Source organism: Streptomyces sp. CA-106110, assembly GCF_050936285.1.
In the GTDB taxonomy this organism is placed as follows: Bacteria; Actinomycetota; Actinomycetes; order Streptomycetales; family Streptomycetaceae; genus Streptomyces.
In genome coordinates, this window is sequence record NZ_JBNJNB010000001.1 from 1297722 (window position 1) to 1314930 (window position 17209).

Sequence of the window (17209 nt, forward strand, 5' to 3'; positions counted from 1 at the left end):
GGCTCCTACGGTCGATACATGACGTTGGATCTCGACGGACCTGAGCCTCTCTACGAGCAGATCGCCGCGATCCTGGCTGCCCGCATCGCCGACGGCACCTATCCGCCACGGCGTAGGGTGCCCTCCGAAGCTGGCATCTGTGACGAGTTCGGCGTGTCCCGTCCGACCGCACGGGCGGCTGTCCAGCTGCTCGTGGAGCGGGGCCTGATCGTCACGGTGCGAGGCAAAGGCAGCTTCGTGGTGGAGTCGCCACCCCGGACATGACAATGCCAGCCACACGCCATCGCGGCGAGCACCGCCCAGGTACAGACCCGCGAGCGCGCCCGAACCTGGCAGGCAATCAAGGAGTGTGAGCGGCGCGTGGCCCGCGATCAAGCCGCCCTCGATGCCGGAGCCGACCCAACCGTCGCCACTCAGTGGATCAAGGAGATAGGCAAGCGGCGCAGGGGAAGCTCGACGCACTGCCCGCCGTCACCGGGAAGAGGGAGTCATGGCTGACGCCGAGCAGATCGGGGCGATGACCAAGAGGCCCGGAGACATCGCACAACGCATCCAAGCCGTCGACGCCGACGCCGACGCCGACAAGGACTGTCCACTCTACGAAGTCCGGTCATGACCATCAGCTACGAAAACGCAACAAGCACCGCGACCGTAAGGTCGAGGCCCTCGCTTCCGTATCGTTATAGCGAGTGTCCGAGGGGGAGTTGACCACTGACGATACGGTCGTGGTGGCGCAAGGACGACTCTGGTTACAAGGTTCACCCGACCGGCCAGGCGGAAGGAACAACTGGTGTCTGGGCGCAGCCGGGTAGCGGTGGAAGGCCGGATGCGTCAGACACCCGACGCCTGGGCCCGGGTTCAGGCTGGCAGTCGCGGCACGCTGTCGATCAGGCGGCGGGTGTAGTGATGCGCTGGGTGGCCGAGCACCTGGCCGGTGTCGCCCTGCTCTACGACGTTGCGGGTGCCGATACATCATCCGCCCAGGCCACAGCCCTGATCGTCGGCTTATGGCGTGACCGCCAACCGTTCCCCTTGTCTTCCCGTGGCCCAGTGCGAACAGCATCATGATCTCTCGTGTTGCTGCGCCTGGCCCACCTCGCGGCCACCAACACCTTCGCACTTCTGAGCCTGCTGCCGATGAGCGATCGCAAGAAGGGCATCGAGACTCCGGCGCTCAGACACCAACTGCAGGTCCTTCAACGTCAGGTCGGCAAGCCCGCTTTCACCGACACCGACCACGCGATCCTCGCTGGCCTGCTCCACCACCTCCCGATGAACACACTGCGGCGCTTCCTGCTTCTGGTACGGCCGGACACGATCCTGCGCCGGCACCGCGACCTGCTCAATCGACGCCACGCTGCGACCTGGGCAAGACGGCGAAGCGCCCGACGCTGAGCTGCCGCCGTGCAGCTGTCACTTGGGTGACATGCCGTCGGTACGGTCGCAGGCCAGGCCGTTGTGGTTCGGATCGAGCCGCAGCGGGTCGGCGGTACCGTTGACCTTCAACGGCAGCTGGAAATCGTGTCTGCTCAGCCATGTGCAGCGGGCGGCCGTAGTGCTCTTGACAGTGCCCGGGAAGACGGTCGGGACGCAGAGGTCGGGCGTGCCGTAGCGGTTGTCGCAGCCGAAGACGCGGACGCCCACCGGGGCCGAGGTGCGCTTCTTCCCTGGCTTTTGGGGCTTGTTCGACAGGTCCCTGGCGAAGTCGTGGATGTGCGGGGACGGGATGTCCGCGCCGGCCGAAGCCGTGGAGCGCAGCGCGGTGGCGCTTGCCTGAGCGTCCAGGTGGACCCACTTCGCCACCGAGGGCACGCCGTTGGCGTCGACCGCGAAGAGCATGTACCAGCCGGGCGGCGCCACATTGGGGTTGCTGGTGACGTTGAGGTCAATGGTGGTGCCGTTGACGGTCATCGGCAGGTCGATGAAGCGCTGGTTGGGGTCGGAGGAGTGGGTGACTGCGGCCGGGCGGATCAGTTCGGCTCTGGCGATGGTGCGGTCGACGGTGATCCGCTGAGTGCTGCCGTAGGTCCAGTTGCTGTCGGCGACCGAGGTGATCTGCGGCCGGGGGCCCTTGAAGAGGTAGGCCGGCGTGTAGATCGATACATTGTGGTTCCACGTGCCGTTGCCGGGGTTGTCGCCGGTGGCCATCACGCGGCCGTCCGGCAGCAGGAAGGCAGAGGAGTGGTAGCCGCGGGCCTGGGGGTCGGCGGCCACGGAGGCGAAGGTCTCGGTCTGCGGGTCGAAGATCGAGGCCTCGTGGACGGGGTCGGCCCGGTTGTGCAGTCCGCCGCCGGTCTCCAGGACCTTGCCGTCGGGCAGGAGGACGGCCGAGACGTACATCTTGCCCTGGGCACCGGTCTCCGGGGCGGTGCCCGTCGGCAGGTCGACCGTGCCCTGGGGCAGCGGCGGTCCTGCGGAGTACGCCGGGTTCGGCTGCTTCAGGTCGATGAGGTCGGTGAGCCGGTTGGCGTCGGGGTTGCTTTCGATGTTGCCGCCGCCGATGGTCAGCACCCGCTGGTCCTGCGCCGGGGGCAGCAGCACGCTGGCCGACTGGTCGCGCTGGTCCTTGTTCTGCAGGCCGTTGATGGGCGTGACGGTGTTGGCGTCGTAGTCGTAGACCGCCGAGCCGGTGCCGGGTGTGCCGTTGCCGAAGACATGGCTGCCGGAGTAGAAGAGCCGGCCGTCCTGCATCAGGATCATCGACGGGTACAGCCCCCAGTAGGACCTCCTAATGATGTTGTCAAGCCGTGGCAGTGACGGGGAGGTTGCTTTGGTAGCACTGTCGGTCACGGATGAGAGCCCACAGGACGTTCACACGTCGGCGGGCCAGCGCGAGGACTGCCTGGGTGTGGCGCTTGCCTTCGGAGCGTTTGCGTTCGTAGAAGCGGCGCGAGTCGTCGCAGCTGCGGATGCTGATGAGCGCGGAGGTGTAGAAGACGCGTTGCAGGCCGCGGTGGTAGCGCCTGGGCCGGTGCAAGTTGCCGCTGACGTTGCCCGAGTCGCGGGGCGCTGGGGCGAGTCCGGCGAGGCTGGCGAGGCGGTCGGCGGTGCCGTAACGGCTCATGTCGCCGGCGGTGGCTGCGAGGAACTCGGCGCCCATCAGTGGGCCGATACCGGGCATGCTCTCGATCACTTCGGCGAGTTCGTGGTCGCGAAACCGGGCCGCAATGAGCTTGTCGATCTCGGCGATCTGCTCGTTGAGGCTCATCACCTCCTTGGCCAGGGTGTGGATCACCTGTCCGGTGATCTTCTCCGCGGGGACGGCGGTGTGTTGACGCTCGGCTGCTTCCAGGGCGGCCTCGGCCAGGGCTTCGGGACTGCGCACGCTGCGGTTACGTAGCCAGGTCACCAGTCGTTTGCCGCCGGTCCGTCGCAGGGCGGCAGGGGTCTGGTAGCCCGTCAGCAGGATCAACGGTCCGACGTTTCCCAGGTCAAGGACCCGCTCGCCGAGTAGCCGAGGGGATTCTCACCCCTCGGCCCTCACAGATCCGTACGTGACGATCTCTCGTCATACGGCTCTTGTCGCTCTGGTCACCAGACGCGGGGAGCATGGGTGGTCCAGGCCCAGTGGGCGAAGAACCGAGGTCGTCGTGAGACGGCCTGGTTCCACGCCATTTGGGCTTTCTTCCTGCCCCGCAGCCGTTTGAACTTCTTGCGCATCCACCGCATCACGTAGGCATTGACGCGTTCCAGGAGGGGATACAGGGCCGACTGGTAGAAGGCCCCGTAGTACGCCATCCATCCCCGAATGATCGGGTTGATGAACCGTGCGAGGTCTGCTTCGGTCAGGCTGGTGCGGTGGTGCAGCCGCCAGGACCGCACCTCGGAACTGATACGGCGCAGGGCCTCCCCGCTGACGGCGGGGAGGAACGACCGGAACATCCGGCCGTCCTTGCGCACCGCGGAGCGTGTGCGGAAGGTGAACCCAGGAAGGTGAACTCGGTCTGCTCGTACGAGGCACGCCGGTTGGCATCCTGGCAGTACACGATCCGGGTTTTCTCCGGGTGCAGTTCAAGCCCCACCTCGGTCATCCGCTTCTCGATCGCCTTGAGCACGAAGCGTGCCTGGCGTTCGCTGACGCAGTGGACCACCGCGTCGTCCACGTAGCGTTCGAACCCGATGGCGGGGAAGTTCCGCGCCATCCAGGAATCGAAGGCGTAGTGGAGGAAGAGGTTGGCGAGGACAGGCGAAACCGAAGAGCCCTGGGGCGTCCCCCGGTCCCGCTCGCGCCGTGTCCCGTCGGGCAGTTGCAGCGGTGCGGCCAGCCAGCGCCGCACGTACAACAGGACCCAGGACTGGGACGGATCAGTGTGGGCAGCGACCGCCTTGAGGACCAGATCCCACGGAACGCTGTCGAAGAACGCGCGGATGTCCAGGTCGATGACCCAGTCCGCCTTCCAGCAGCGCTCCCGGCACCGGCCCACAGCGTCGATCGCCGACCGCCCGGGACGATAGCCGTATGAGTCCGGGTGGAAGACCGGTTCGGCCTTCGCCTCCAGCACCCCGGCAACCACCGTCTGAGCGATACGATCCCCTATCGTGGGCACGCCCAGAATCCGGACGCCCCCTTTCTTCGGGATCTCCACCGCACGCACCGGGGGTGGGAAATAGGTGCCGGAGGAGAGACGGTTCCAGATCCGGTACAGATTGTTCTTCAGATCCTTCTCGAACTCTTCCATCGACACCGCATCCACACCCGCAGCGCCCTTGTTCGACCTGACTTTCACGTACGCCTCCCAGACGGACTGCTTCGAAATATCAAATGGCTTGCCTGATGCTTTCAACTCGTTCACGCGACTCCTCCCGGGAAACACCCGGTTGATCGAATAAACATAGTCACGAACGACCCGGCCCCTTCGCTCCGCCCCCATTACAGGGGCTTCATCACTACTACGAGCCGGTCCGCCGGCGTGCCTGGCATCGGTACTCAGTCCCTCACGGCTTCGGACCGTCCAGGACGCTCCCTTTCTCCCCGCTCACCAGCGGAGACGTATCCAGGCCCGCCTTCTCCTGTTCCGCACGAAGGCCGCAGACCGGGCTCGCGCCGCCTGCATGCCGGACACCGCCTGGCCAATAAACGGGCACCCGCCAGACTCCTCCCGGGACTGCCTTGACACCCCGGTTTTGATGTCAACTCTACTTTTCGACACGTCAGCAGCGATTCACTTGCGTTCGCCTTCCCGATCCCCACCTGACACCGTTTTCCGGCGCCTTTTCCTCATCGTTCACCACGGCAGTCTTCAGCTAGCGCAGCATGAGGTCGAGTAGCCGGGGGGAATTTCACCCCCCGGCCCTCACAGATCCCGGCGTGACAGTCTCCCGTCACCGGGCTCTTGTCATCCTGATCACCAGAACGTGGGAACCCATGCCCAATGGGCGAAGAGCCTGGGGTACTGACGGGTGATACGCCGCCAGCACGCATGGGCCTTCTTGAAGGTCCGCAGCCGCTTGAACTTCTTGCGGATCCAGCGCATCAAGTAGGCGTTGATGCGCTCCAGGAGGGGAAGCAGCGCCGTCCGGTAGAACGCACCGAAGTACTGCATCCAGCCCCGAACGATCGGATTGATCGCCCGTGCGAGCTCGGCGAAGGTCCGGCCGATCTGTCGGTGAAGCCGCCATTGCCGCACTTCACCACTGATCTTCTTCGAGGATTCCTTGCTGATCGCCGGCAGGAACGAGGTGAACCTCTCCCCATTCCTGTCGATGGCCTTGCGAGCCCGGAAAGTGAACCCCAGGAAGGTGAACTCCGTCTGCCCGTACGGACGTCGGCGCTTATTACCATCCCGGCAGTACACGATCTTGGTCTTGTCGGGATGCAGCCGCAACCCAACTTCCCGCATCCTGTTCGCGATTGCCTCCCGTAGTTTCCGGGCCTGACCCTCGCTGACACAGTGCACAACACCGTCGTCTGCGTACCGTTCGAACGGTACGCCCGGATACTCCCGGGCCATCCACATGTCGAACGCATAATGCATGAACAGGTTAGCCAAAACAGGCGAAATCGCAGAACCCTGCGGGGTTCCGCGATCGCGCTGCTGCAAGGTCCCGTCAGGCAGTTGCAACGGCGCCTCAAGCCACCGCCGCACATACAGAACTACCCAGGGGAGATCCGTGTGGGCCCGAACCGCTTTGACGACAAGGTCCCAGGGCACGCTGTCAAAGAATTTCTGGATGTCCAGATCGATCACCCAGTCATACTTCCAACAGCGTTTCCGGCACGCCGCGACCGCATCCAACGCGGACCGCCCAGGACGGTAGCCGTAGGAGTCCTGATGGAAGATCGGTTCGACCTTCTCTTCAAGACGCCGGGCTACTACCGTTTGAGCGATTCGGTCAGCCACGGTGGGCACACCGAGCAAACGAACCCCACCACCATGCGACTTCGGGATCTCCACACCCTTCACCGGAGGCGGAAAGTAACTCCCCGAAGACAGACGATTCCAGATTCGATAGAGATTACCCTTCAGATCCTTCTCGAAGTCCTCGATGGAGCGCCCGTCCACCCCTGCCGCACCCTTGTTCGCCTTGACCTTCTCGTACGCCTCCTGAACCTCCCACTTCGAGATCTCAAACGGCTTGTCCGATGATTTCAACTGGTCCACCCAGCTCCTCCCGGAGAACTTCCGGTTGACCGAACGAACAATCAGTCACGGATGACCCGGCCCCTCAACCTCGATTCGTCTGTGGCCTGATCGGTCTGACCGGTCCGACGGTTTGCCCTATTTGTCCCGGTGGTCGGTGTGGGGGCCTTCGCGTGACGCTGCGGGTGCGCCGGCTTCCACGGGGCCGGAATCCTGCTGGCCTGCTCCTTCCTGGTCCTTGTCGGGGTGGTGGTCGGCCGTCAGATGCGGGCCGGAAGCTGATGGGCTCGCTGCCAGGCGGCGGTGAACGCGGTGGCCCAGGGCCAGGTCCGGTCGAGGTGGAGGGTGCGTCTGCGGGCGTGGGAGGTGAGGCGGGCGGGCAGGTGGTAGAGCTTCATGCGGATCGTTTCCGCTTCGGCGGCGGCGAGTTCGGGCTCGTCGTGCAGGAGAAGGAGCCGCGTCCAGGCGTCGAGGTCGGCGGCGATCGTGGCGGCCAGCACCCAGGCGGCGTTGATCTGCCAGGACTTCGAGGGCAACAGCCCGAGGCCGACCCGTTTGATCGCTTTGACGCGGTCCTCTACCTCGGCGTGATCCCGGTACAGGGCGTCGATGAACCACACCTGCCCCGAGGCGGGAACCCCGGAAAGCCCTTGGTGGGCGGGGATGTTCGTGGCGACGATCTGGTAGCGCCAGCCGGTGCGTTTCTCGAAGGCGGTCAGCTTCTTCGCATCCCGCCGCGAGGGCTTGACCCGGCGCACGATCAGCCGCATCCCCTCGGGCCAGCCGGTCAGGTCACGGACCCCGGTCAGCTCGGCGACCTGGTAGGAGACCGTCTCGCCGTCGAATCCCTTGATCTCGTGGACCTCGCCGTCCTGCCGCAGTGCGGCCGTCCACACGTTCTCGGGCAGCAGCGCGATGGCCTGCTCGTCCGTGGCGTTGATGGCCCAGCCGGTCACCCAGCGCACCCGGCGCCGGCTGGTGGACAACTGCTGGAGGTGGTCGAGGACATCGTGGCTGAAGGCCGCGCCGTCGATCCGGATCAGCAGCTTCGACCACAGCGGCAGCGGAAGTTGCCGCAGCGCGGCGGCCAGGACCGTCTTGTGGTCGGCGACATCGTTGGGCGGCGCGTTGCCGGGCCGCAGCAGCATCGCGACGCATTCGCGGGTGTTGGCCACCCACGCTCCCAGCGGCATGTGACCGAAGCTGCCCTTGAAGGTGCCCGCCGCGCCCTCCTTGGCGCTGGTGCAGGTGACGATGGTCGCGTCCAGGTCGAGGACGTACCAGCCGGTCAGGGCCCGGCCGCACACCGTAATCCAGGGGAAGCCGCCGGGGCGCAGGGCGAGCAGCGTCCACACCACGCGGCGTATAGCAGCGCGGACGCGCTCGACCCGCGCCGCCACCAGGCCGTCGATCGTCGCCAGAGTGCGGCGCAGGGTGCTGTCCGAGACTGGGCGCGGGAACAGCGGCCGCCATTGGTACTGCAGTCGCTCGGCTTCCAGGATGTTCGTCGCGCCGAGCACGATCGCACAGGCCAGCTGGACCAGCGCCATACCCCGCTCCCGCCAGCCCGGCCCGGCGCCCTTCGGCAGCGCCGCACTCAGTGCGGTGACCAGGCCAGTGCGGTCGGCGACCTTCCGCAGCAACACCACGCCCGCGTGGCCGATCAGGTTCTTGCCGTCGGCCCGCACAGCAAGCCGGTGATCCCATTCGGTAGCCTGCACCTGTCGGGTGCCTCTTCTCTGCGACGGTTTTGATCTAGGCAATCCAGATCATCGCAGGTGGGAGGCACCCTTCTTCTGTCGGGGCATCAGGTCACAGACGTAGCTGAACACATGAGGTCAATGCCGTTGCTTGATGTGCGAACAAGTTCGCTCTGGGGCGGTGACGTGGCGGGCTGGCCCTCGTTGGGTCGGGCATGGGTCACGCGTGGGTGGGATTATCTGATCAGGTGCGGCTGGGGGCGTTGACTCGGTGGGTGACGCCGGAGCTGGTGGACGAGGCGGTCGTCGCGCACGGGAGACGGGACAAGCGGCCGGGTGCGCTGCCGGTCAGGACGATGGTGTACTTCGTGCTGGGGCTGGCCCTGTTCCATCAGGACTCCTATGACGACGTGGCGGAGAACCTGGTCAGCGCGATCCCGGGGATGGGTGGCGCGGTTCCGAACAAGTCGTCGTTCACCCGGGCGCGGCAGCGTCTTGGCCCGCAGGTACTGGAGACGGTGTTTCGCAAGGTCGCGGGTCCGCTGGCTCCGGACGGGCTTGCCGGGTCGTTCTGGCGTGGGATGCGGCTGGCCGCGGTCGACGGGTTCTACCTGGACGCCCCGGACACGGCGGCGAACCGGGCAGCGTTCGGCGGGCAGGTGGCAAAAGACGGCAGTCCGCTGGCGTTCCCGCAGGTCCGGGTGGTCACCTTGACGGAGATCGGCACGCACGCGGTGCTGGACGCGCGGGTCGGCGGCCTCGTCGACAGCGAACAGGACCTGGCCGTGCCTCTCGCTGCCGCCGCGACTGGCATGCTCGTGATCATGGACCGCGGGTTCGTGGGGGTCGGCGTGTGGCGGGCGTTCACCGGCGCGGGCGCCCACGTGCTGATCCGCGCGAAGACGAACAACGCGCGCACCCCGGTCGAACGCCTGCCGGACGGCACCTACTTGGCGGAGATCTCGCAGTGGGTCGGCGGTCGTAAGGTCCACACGGTGACCGTGCGGGTGATCGAGTACCAGGTCAACAGTGGGGAGACGATCCGTCTGCTCACCGACCTCCTCGACCCCGACCAGGCCCCGGCCGCCGAACTCGCGGCCCTTTATCACGAGCGCTGGGAGGCGGAGCTGTCGAACCGCCAACTCAAGACCTTCCAGCGCGGCCCGCAGCAGGTCCTGCGCTCGGCGGAGCCGGCCCTGGTGCACCAGGAGGTCTGGGCCCACCTGACCGTCCACCACTGCCTGTCCCGCATGATCGTGGACATCGCCGGCCAGCATCGCCTCGACCCGGACCGGATCTCCTTCGTCAAAGTCCTCAAAGCCGCCCGCCGCAGCGTCATCCAGCAGGCCGCGAGCACCCCACGCCGACTCGCGAAGTTCCTGGCCACCCTCGCCGCCAAACTCCGCAAACTCGACATCGGACCACGTCGCGACCGCGAGGCCGACCGCCTGGTCAAGCGCTTCAAGCTCAAGTACGCCGACCCTCCGAAGGGCTGGACCCGCCAACCGACCCGCCGCGTCCAGCCGAAGACCATCACCCTCATCCCCAAACTGGTTTAGACATTCAAGCAACGGCATTGCCCGGCCCCTTCGCTCCCCCTTCATTACAAAGGGTTCCTCACTACTACGAGCCGGTCCGCCAGCACACCCCGCGTCGGTACTCAAACCCTCACGGTTCTTCCGCTTGGGCCGCTCCCTCTCGCCACCCGCATGACTCAAGCGGCACTATCAGGGCATGCCTTCTCACGTTCCATGCGAGAGCCGCAGATCAGGCTCACGTCGCCTCCGTGCCGGACACCGCCTGGCCAGTAGACGGGACTCCCGCCAGACTTATCCCGGAGCAACCACAAATCTCCGGTTCTGATGTCACCTGTTTTCTAACGACACTTCAGCAGCGATTCACTTGCGTTCGTCTTCCTGATCCCCACCTGACGGCTCTACCGCCGCCTTTTCCACATCGCTCACCACGACGGTCGTCAACCAACGCAGCATGTGGCGGTTTGGCACCATCCCCCGCAGGACGGAACCGAGGGGCCAAGTCCCTCATCTCTCGCACAGCACCGCATCGCGAAGCTCTCCTACCTGAACTCCCCTCTGCGTTCGTGACACACGTGGTTTAAATCCTCCCCCCGCAGGGCGAATTTGAAGGGCCAAACCTTCATCCTTCGTACAGCATCGCTACAAGAAGAGTTCCTACATGCTTCTTCCTTTCGCGTTCAGGACACAACAAGGCCGGGAAGATGCTGGTGAGTTGGCCGCGAAGCCGGTTGATCCGGCGAGTGCGGTCGGCGGTCAGGTCACTCCGGCGGTTGGTGAGGACCCGCAGCTCGGTGGCGTGCTCGTCGTCCGGTCGCAGGGCCATCAGGTCTCGGCGCATGCGGGCCGGGTCGGCGATGACGGTGGCGTCCTTGGCGTCAGTCTTGCCCATGCCTCGGTAGCCGGCCGAGGCCCGGTTGACCGCCAGGCCGGGTATGTAGACGAGGCGCTGGCCATGGTTGAGCAGCATGCTGATCCATAGTGCGGCCATGCCGTCGGCGACGTCGACAGCCCAGACCACTTCCTCGTCGAGGGCCAGCACGTCGGCGAGCAGGGCCAGCAGCTCCAGCTCGTCGTTCAGCACGCGCCGCGACAGCAGCCGTTCACCTTCGGCGCTCAGCACCACGCAGTGGTGGTGGGTCTTGCCGATATCCGTACCCGCCCATATCTGGGCCACCAGCCTCGATTGTTCTGCGGCGTGACGGCCTCGCCATGGGCGGCTGTCTGCCCGTTATGTCCCGTGCCGTGTCGGGGTGGGCCGTCGCATGACGCTGCGGGGGCGTCGGGTTCCACGGACCCGAGGGTGGTGCGGGTCTTCTCCTTCCTGGTCCTCGTCGGGGTGGTGACCAGCCGTCAGGGGGCGGCCGGGAGTTCGGTGGTGCGCTGCCAGGCGGTGGCGAACGCGGCCGCCCAGGGCCAGGTGCGGTCGAGGTGGAGGGTGCGTCGGCGGGCATGGGCGGTGAGGCGGGCGGGCAGGTGGTACAGCTTCATCCGGATCGTCTCCGGCTCGGCACCGGCCAGCTCCGGCTCGTCATGCAGGAGGAGGAGTCGCATCCAGGCGTCGAGGTCTGCCGCGAGGGCGGCGGCCAGGATCCAGGCGGCGTTGAGCTGCCAGGACTTCGAGGGCAGCAGGGCGAGCCCGACCCGCTTGATTGCTTTCACGCGGTCCTCCACCTCAGCGTGATCGCGATACAAGGCATCGACGAACCACATCTGCCCGGAGGCTGGCACCCCGGAAAGCCCGTGGTGGGCGGGGATGTTGGTGGCGATGATCTGGTAGCGCCAGCCGGTGCGCTTCTCGAAGGCGGTCAGCTTCTTCGCATCCCGGCGCACGATCAGCCGCATCCCCTCGGGCCAGCCGGTCAGGTCGCGCACCCCGGTCAGCTCGGCGACCTGGTAAGACAGCCACTCGCCGTCGGGGCCCTTGATCTCGTGCACCTGGCCGTCCTGCCGCAGCGCGCAAGTCCACACCTGCTCGGGCAGCAGCGCGATCGCCCGCTCGTCCGCGGTGTTGATCGCCCAGCCGGTCACCCAGCGCACGCGGCGCCGGCTGGTGGTCAGCGCCTGCAGGTGCTCGAGGAGGGCGTGGCTGAAGGCCGCACTGTCGATCCGGATCAGCAGCTTCGACCATATGGGCAGCGGTAGCTGGCGCAGAGCTGCGGCCAGGACGCTCTTGTGGTCGGCGACGTCGTTGGCGGCGGCGTTGCCACACCGCAGTAGCATCGCCGCGCACTCGCGGGTATTGGCCACCCACGCCCCCAGCGGATGATGCCCATAGCTGCCTTTGAACGTGCCGGCCGCCCCCTCCTTTCGGCTGCTGCAGGTCACGATGGTCGCGTCGAGATCCAGGACGTACCAGCCGGCCAGCTCCCGCCCGCACACCGAGATCCAGGGAAAGCCCCCGGGGCGCAGGGCGAGCATCGTCCACACCACGCGTCGTATCGCAGCGCGGACGCGCTCAACCCGCGCCGCCACCGGGCCGTCGATCGCCTCCAGGGCGCGGCGCAGGGTGCTGTCTGAGATCGGGCGCGGGAACAATCGCCGCCAGTGGTGCTGGAGTTGTTCGGCCTCCAGGACGTTGGTGGCGCCGAGCATGATCGCGCAGGCGAGCATGACCAGGGCCTCGCCGCGGTCACGCCAGCCCGGCCCGGTTCCCTGGGGCAGGGCTCGGGCCAGGGCCGTGGTCAGTCCGGTCTTGTCAGCGATCTTGCGCAGGAGCACGACGCCGGCGTGCCCCACGAGGTTGCGGTCGTCGGCCCGCACGCCGAGCCGGTGGTCCCAGCGGGTACTCTTCACCTTCCGGGTGCCTCTTCCTCGCGACGTTCTTGATCTAGGCAATCCAGATCATCGCAGGTGAGAGGCACCCTTCTGCTGTCAGGGCGTCAGTTCCACTTCATAGCTGAATACATGAGGCCAGTTCCTCCGGTCGTTCGTTGACGTTCTGTCCTCCCGGACGACCTCGCCGGCGTGGTCCTACTCAGCGATCCGCCCGAAGGCGTTCGCAGCTCCTAATCAGCGGCCGAGTCGTCGTGAGACGCCGGGCGGCCAGGTGGAGGGAACCATCGAGGGCAACCGTCTGGAAGCCATACCCGGAGTCTCTGGATCTCTGGACCTTACGACTGGCCCGTCCAACCCACGAACAAGGTAGGACCGTCTGGGAGATCCTCAAGACTGAGGGCATCGATCCGGCACCGCAGCCGACCTCGACCCCCTGGCCGGATTCCTGCCTTTCCAGGCATGCGCCCCCCTGGTCATGGACTTCACCCAGACCGCGACCGTGAACGGATACCGTCAGTACATTTTCGCCGCCGTCAAACACGCCACCGCCGCATCCGCGTCCTGGGCACTACCGCACATCCCACCGCTGCCAAGGCACGGTTCCCGGCAGTTTCGCCCCTCAGGCCGCCGAGGTCGCTGAGGTCGCCGAGCCGTCATGCCGTGGCTCGTCGGGCCTGAAGCGGCGCCTCGCTCGATCGGTCGTCGCTGCGACGATCGACCAAGCGAGCATGCATGCACCCTGTCGGGAAGGCCCGTGCGCGCTGCGTCCTTGCCGAGTACCAGCGGTACTACAACGCACACCGACCACACCGGGCCCGCCATCGGCCCCTACCCGAAGTCCAGGAACAACAGCCCCGGTACAGGACCCAACCAGCCACCAGGTCCTACGCACACGCACCCTGAGCGGTCTGATCAACGAGTTTTCGATACGCGGCTTGCCCAACAGCGACGATTTTTTCGAGCCCCTCACGCTCGATTCCTCACCTGTGAGTCTCTTGTGCGTGCGGCGGACCGGCGCCATCCTCGCTACAGAGCATGTCAGGAACACGCCACCCGACAGCGTCTCACGGGCCCCCATCCCGTTGGGCCTTCCGCTTCCCAAGAGGAGGATCAGTGAGAACCAAACGCATCCGACTGCTCGCCGTCGCCGCAGGTCTCATCGCCGCAGCCCTCTCCGGGGCGCCGAGCGCAGACGCGGTCGGCGCCCCTTCCCGCAGTGGGACGCAGCTCGCCCAGGTGAGGGACGCCATAGCGAACACCGCGGTCGACGGAACCGCCTGGTACGTGGACCAGGCCTCCGGACGGGTCGTCGTGACCGCGGACAGTACGGTCTCCGCAACGGAAATCGCTCGCATCAAGAAGGCCGCGGGCGCCAACACGGACCACGCCTTGAAGGTCGAGCGGACCACGGGCGTCTTCCGTCCGCTGCTCTCCGCCGGAAACGCCATCTATGGCGGCCAGTACCGCTGTTCGCTCGGTTTCAACGTGGTCAGCGGCAGCACGTACTACTTCCTCACCGCGGGCCACTGCGGAAAGGTGGCCAAGACCTGGTACACCGACCCGGCGCACAACACGCTGATCGGTCCGACGATCGGCTACAGCTTCCCCGGCAACGACTACGCTCTCGTGCGCTATGACAACGCCTCGCTCAGCCACCCCGGCGGTTACACCGCGGCCAACGCCTACGTGGGCGAGTCCGTCAAACGCACCGGCTCGACCACGGGCACCCATAGCGGCACCGTCACCGCACTGAACGTCACGGTCCACTACCAGGGTGGCGGCACCGTGAGCGGCATGATCCAGACCACGGTGTGCGCCGAACCCGGCGACTCGGGCGGCCCGCTGTACGACGGGACGAAGGCGCTCGGCATCACCTCGGGCGGCAGCGGTGACTGCACGTCCGGCGGCACGACGTTCTACCAGCCCGTACCCGAGGCACTCAGCGCCTACGGCGTCAGCATCTACTAGAACTACCGGGCCAACACAACCGAACGTCCCCACTTGTACGTCAGTTGAAGTCCGCACGGCCGAATGCCGCTCTGGCGCGCATCGGCCGTGCGGTCACCCAACCCATCCTGGGCCACCAGCGTCCCGCCGCCGATTCGGCCAGCGACCGTTCCCACCCGCCCGGCAGACAACCGATCGCGAAATCCGCCACGGCTCCAGCTACCTGCACCCACACCGACGGCGCCATACCCGTTGTGCACGGCGAGCGCTTCCTTGACTGGGCCTGCCAGCAGGCGGGCTTCCGGCTACGCCGCCGTCCGCACCGAGACCACCTCGACAGTCATGGGCATGGCGGCGGAGGCGCCGGCGTCACCACCGCGTTTTCCCACGTCGTGCGCGGAGCGGTCGGCGAGGACTGCGTCGTGCTCTTCGTCGACCCTGTGGGGCTCGTAAAGTCATCGCTGCAGGTGAGCAGCGGTGTACACGGTTGTCGGTGGTGGCTGAGACGCTGTTCCGATGGTCGTGTCGCTGTTGTACCGCGCTGCTCGCACGCTGCTGTCCCTACCGGCTGTCCTGCTGCGCCGAGACACCGCCAGGGAAGCCGAGCTGCTGGTGCTGAGGCATGAAAACTCAATCCTGCGCCGCCAGCTCAAGGGCCCGGTCCACTACGAGTGGGCCGACCGGTTCTGGCTCTCCGCGCTGTCCTCGCTGATACCGCGCCGCCGCTGGGCCGACGACTTCCCCGTCACCCCCGGCACCCTGCCGGCCTGGCACCGCAAGCTGATTGCCATGAAGTGGGACTACTCCGCCCGCCGCGGCCGCACCGGCCGACCCCCGACTGCGGCCGCGCTCAGGAAGCTGGTGCTGCGCTTGGCCGGCGAGAATCCCCAGTGGGGACACCGCAGGATCCAGGGCGAGCTTGCCCGGCTGGGCCATCCGATCGCACCGTCCACGGTCTGGGGGATCTTGAACGCCGCGGGCATCGACCCGGCTCCACGCCGGTCCGGCCCCAGCTGGCGCGAGTTCCTGACCACCCAAGCCCAAGGGATCATCGCAGCCGACTTCTTCCACGTGGACACCATGCTCGGAAAACGCCTATACACCATGGCGTTCCTGGAACACGGCACCCGCAGACTGCACCTCACCGGCGTCACCGCCCACCCCACTCGGGCCCGGGTAACGCACCAGGCCCGCAATCTCGCCGACCAACTCGACACGCGCATGGAGTCCCTGCGCTTCGCGCTGCGCGACCGCGACGCCAAGTACGACCCGTCCTTCGACGCCGTCTTCGAAGCCGAGGACATGGACGTCCTGCTCAGCGCGCCACGGGCGCCACGGATGAACGCGCACTGCGAGCGGGTGATCGGCACTATCCGCCGCGAGGCGCGGAAGCCGAAGGACGACGCGCCACTGGGTCGGCACCATGCCTGGCGCGAGCGGCGCCGCCGTCAGTTCTCCGCGCGGATCTGTGTTGAGCACACCAACGCCGAGTACAAGCAGTGGCCGCCCCTGCAGAGGTTCACCGGACGCCGCGAGACCTACGCCGAGACCCACCTCGCCATCGCCGGGCTGGTCTCCGACCGCTCCGTCCGGCGGGCGACTGGCCGTAAGCCGAGCACCGAACTGGTCCTCGTCCGACCGACCGCCTGCTGATCAGCCACCAGCCGACCCGCCAGGCCAGCCTGCCCCGGTATCAATCACTCCCAAGGCCGTTAGGGCACGGTGTGGCCGGCCAGGCGGAAGAGGCGATACCACTCCTCACGGGTCAACGGGAGCTCCGAGCCCGCCGCCGACTCGGCCACCCGACCTGGGCTGGTGGTCCCGAGTACCACCTGCATGTTCGCCGGATGGCGAGTGATCCACGCGACGGCGATCCCGGTGGGAGTCACATCGTACTTCGCGGCCAACTCGTCTAGGGCGGCGTTCAGCTCCGGATAGTTTTCGAGGTCACCGATGAAGACCCCGTCGAAGAACCCCTTCTGGAACGGCGACCACGCCTGCAGGGTCATTCCCCGGAGGCGTGAGTAGTCGAGGAGGCCGTTGTCGCGGTCGACCGACTGATCGAGACCGGCCATGTTGGCGGCTATTCCCGAGGCGATCACCGGGCAGTGGGTGATACTCAGCTGCACCTGGTTGGCCACCAGCGGTTGGCGCACCGCCGTCTTGAGCAGTTCGATCTGTCCCGGTGTGTGGTTGGAAACGCCGAAGTTCACGACCTTCCCGGCCGAGTGGAGCTCGTCGAAGGCCGCGGCCACCTCCTCCGGCTCCACGAGGGTGTCGGGCCGGTGCAGCAGGAGCACGTCGAGGTACTCGGTACGCAGGGCCGCCAGCGACTCGTCGACGGTGCGCACGATGTGCTCTTTGGAGAAGTCGAAGAAGCCGGGCCGGATGCCGACCTTGCTCTGGATGACTATCGACTCCCGCTCTGCAGCGGAGAGTTTGATCGCCTGCCCGAACCGCGCTTCGCACGCGTGGCGGGAGGGGCCGTAGATGTCTGCGTGGTCGAAGGCGTTGATCCCGGCGTCCCGGGCGCTGCCGTAGAGGGTGCGGATGTCGTCATCGGCGAGTTCGGCGATGCGCATCAGCCCCAGGACGACGTTCGACGCGCGCAGTTCAGTCTGGGGGAAGGAGATCATTTTCATGGGACCATCCTGTCCGAGCGTGCTGA

General features: G+C 66.6%; 13 protein-coding genes and 4 pseudogenes. 7 read left to right on the forward strand and 10 right to left on the reverse strand.

What is annotated here, in order from left to right; genetic code table 11:
• The first annotated feature begins 18 nt into the window (after positions 1 to 18).
• Together ACQEXA_RS06110 and ACQEXA_RS06115 are read left to right on the forward strand one after the other, a co-directional pair.
• Positions 19 to 264 (forward strand): GntR family transcriptional regulator, encoded by a 246-nt coding sequence (locus ACQEXA_RS06110; protein WP_359410545.1) that lies wholly within the window; start codon positions 19 to 21, stop codon positions 262 to 264.
• A gap of 226 nt (positions 265 to 490) precedes the next feature.
• Positions 491 to 616, forward strand: a complete 126-nt coding sequence (locus ACQEXA_RS06115) for a hypothetical protein (RefSeq protein ID WP_433128921.1) — start codon at positions 491 to 493, stop codon at positions 614 to 616.
• 242 nt (positions 617 to 858) lie between these two features.
• Here ACQEXA_RS06115 and ACQEXA_RS06120 read toward each other — a convergent pair whose 3' ends face one another.
• Entirely contained in the window at positions 859 to 969 is a 111-nt protein-coding gene (locus ACQEXA_RS06120) for a hypothetical protein (RefSeq protein ID WP_432939870.1), read from the reverse strand.
• Between the two features lie 105 nt (positions 970 to 1074).
• Here ACQEXA_RS06120 and ACQEXA_RS06125 point away from each other — a divergent pair, with 105 nt between their 5' ends.
• Complete coding sequence (locus ACQEXA_RS06125) at positions 1075 to 1395, forward strand: hypothetical protein (RefSeq protein WP_432936412.1); 321 nt, start codon at positions 1075 to 1077, stop codon at positions 1393 to 1395.
• A gap of 18 nt (positions 1396 to 1413) precedes the next feature.
• Here ACQEXA_RS06125 and ACQEXA_RS06130 read toward each other — a convergent pair.
• The 6 genes and pseudogenes from ACQEXA_RS06130 to ACQEXA_RS06155 form a co-directional block, all read right to left on the reverse strand.
• Positions 1414 to 2724 (reverse strand): annotated as a pseudogene (locus ACQEXA_RS06130) (galactose oxidase-like domain-containing protein); the annotation flags it as partial.
• Positions 2725 to 2740: 16 nt separating this feature from the next.
• Positions 2741 to 3445 (reverse strand): annotated as a pseudogene (locus ACQEXA_RS06135) (transposase); the annotation flags it as partial.
• Positions 3446 to 3531: 86 nt separating this feature from the next.
• Positions 3532 to 3822, reverse strand: coding sequence for a group II intron maturase-specific domain-containing protein (locus ACQEXA_RS06140; RefSeq protein ID WP_433128390.1), 291 nt, complete (start codon positions 3820 to 3822; stop codon positions 3532 to 3534).
• Positions 3786 to 4793 carry a group II intron reverse transcriptase/maturase gene (gene ltrA, locus ACQEXA_RS06145; RefSeq protein ID WP_433128392.1) on the reverse strand — a complete coding sequence of 336 codons (1008 nt, stop codon included), beginning with the start codon at positions 4791 to 4793 and terminating at the stop codon, positions 3786 to 3788. The genes ACQEXA_RS06140 and ltrA (ACQEXA_RS06145) overlap by 37 nt, the downstream gene beginning before the upstream one ends.
• 552 nt (positions 4794 to 5345) lie before the next feature.
• The gene (ltrA, locus tag ACQEXA_RS06150) at positions 5346 to 6602 is read right to left on the reverse strand and encodes a group II intron reverse transcriptase/maturase (RefSeq protein WP_432920871.1); all 1257 of its coding nucleotides are present in this window, start codon (positions 6600 to 6602) and stop codon (positions 5346 to 5348) included.
• 239 nt (positions 6603 to 6841) lie between these two features.
• On the reverse strand, positions 6842 to 8302 hold the full coding sequence (locus tag ACQEXA_RS06155; protein ID WP_433128923.1) for an IS1380 family transposase: 1461 nt from the start codon (positions 8300 to 8302) through the stop codon (positions 6842 to 6844).
• Between the two features lie 194 nt (positions 8303 to 8496).
• Between ACQEXA_RS06155 and ACQEXA_RS06160 the strand changes: the two genes are divergently transcribed.
• Positions 8497 to 9840, forward strand: a complete 1344-nt coding sequence (locus ACQEXA_RS06160; RefSeq protein WP_433128925.1) for an IS4 family transposase — start codon at positions 8497 to 8499, stop codon at positions 9838 to 9840.
• 667 nt (positions 9841 to 10507) lie between these two features.
• Here ACQEXA_RS06160 and ACQEXA_RS06165 read toward each other — a convergent pair.
• Positions 10508 to 10993: pseudogene (locus ACQEXA_RS06165) on the reverse strand (IS110 family transposase); the annotation flags it as partial.
• Positions 10994 to 11169: 176 nt separating this feature from the next.
• On the reverse strand, positions 11170 to 12612 hold the full coding sequence (locus tag ACQEXA_RS06170) for an IS1380 family transposase (protein ID WP_433128927.1): 1443 nt from the start codon (positions 12610 to 12612) through the stop codon (positions 11170 to 11172).
• Between the two features lie 1095 nt (positions 12613 to 13707).
• On the opposite strand from ACQEXA_RS06170, the gene ACQEXA_RS06175 reads away from it, so the two are divergent.
• The 3 genes and pseudogenes from ACQEXA_RS06175 (at position 13708) to ACQEXA_RS06185 (ending at position 16194) form a co-directional block, all read left to right on the forward strand.
• Entirely contained in the window at positions 13708 to 14562 is an 855-nt protein-coding gene (locus ACQEXA_RS06175; protein ID WP_432936401.1) for a S1 family peptidase, read from the forward strand.
• Between the two features lie 227 nt (positions 14563 to 14789).
• Positions 14790 to 14981: pseudogene (locus ACQEXA_RS06180) on the forward strand (LysR family transcriptional regulator); the annotation flags it as partial.
• A gap of 76 nt (positions 14982 to 15057) precedes the next feature.
• Positions 15058 to 16194 carry an integrase core domain-containing protein gene (locus ACQEXA_RS06185; protein WP_433128929.1) on the forward strand — a complete coding sequence of 379 codons (1137 nt, stop codon included), beginning with the start codon at positions 15058 to 15060 and terminating at the stop codon, positions 16192 to 16194.
• A gap of 59 nt (positions 16195 to 16253) precedes the next feature.
• Here the strand turns inward: ACQEXA_RS06185 and ACQEXA_RS06190 are convergent, their stop codons facing one another.
• A complete protein-coding gene (locus ACQEXA_RS06190; protein ID WP_432936396.1) occupies positions 16254 to 17183 on the reverse strand; it encodes an aldo/keto reductase in 930 nt (309 codons plus the stop codon).
• Between the last annotated feature and the right edge of the window lie 26 nt (positions 17184 to 17209).

Excerpts from the sequence above, each read along its gene's own strand:
- ACQEXA_RS06115 (WP_433128921.1), top strand. The coding sequence starts at position 491 with ATGGCTGACGCCGAGCAGATCGGGGCGATGACCAAGAGGCCCGGAGAC.
- ACQEXA_RS06190 (WP_432936396.1), bottom strand. The coding sequence starts at position 17,183 with ATGAAAATGATCTCCTTCCCCCAGACTGAACTGCGCGCGTCGAACGTC.
- ACQEXA_RS06110 (WP_359410545.1), top strand. The coding sequence starts at position 19 with ATGACGTTGGATCTCGACGGACCTGAGCCTCTCTACGAGCAGATCGCC.
- ACQEXA_RS06185 (WP_433128929.1), top strand. The coding sequence starts at position 15,058 with ATGGTCGTGTCGCTGTTGTACCGCGCTGCTCGCACGCTGCTGTCCCTA.
- ACQEXA_RS06160 (WP_433128925.1), top strand. The coding sequence starts at position 8,497 with ATGGGTCACGCGTGGGTGGGATTATCTGATCAGGTGCGGCTGGGGGCG.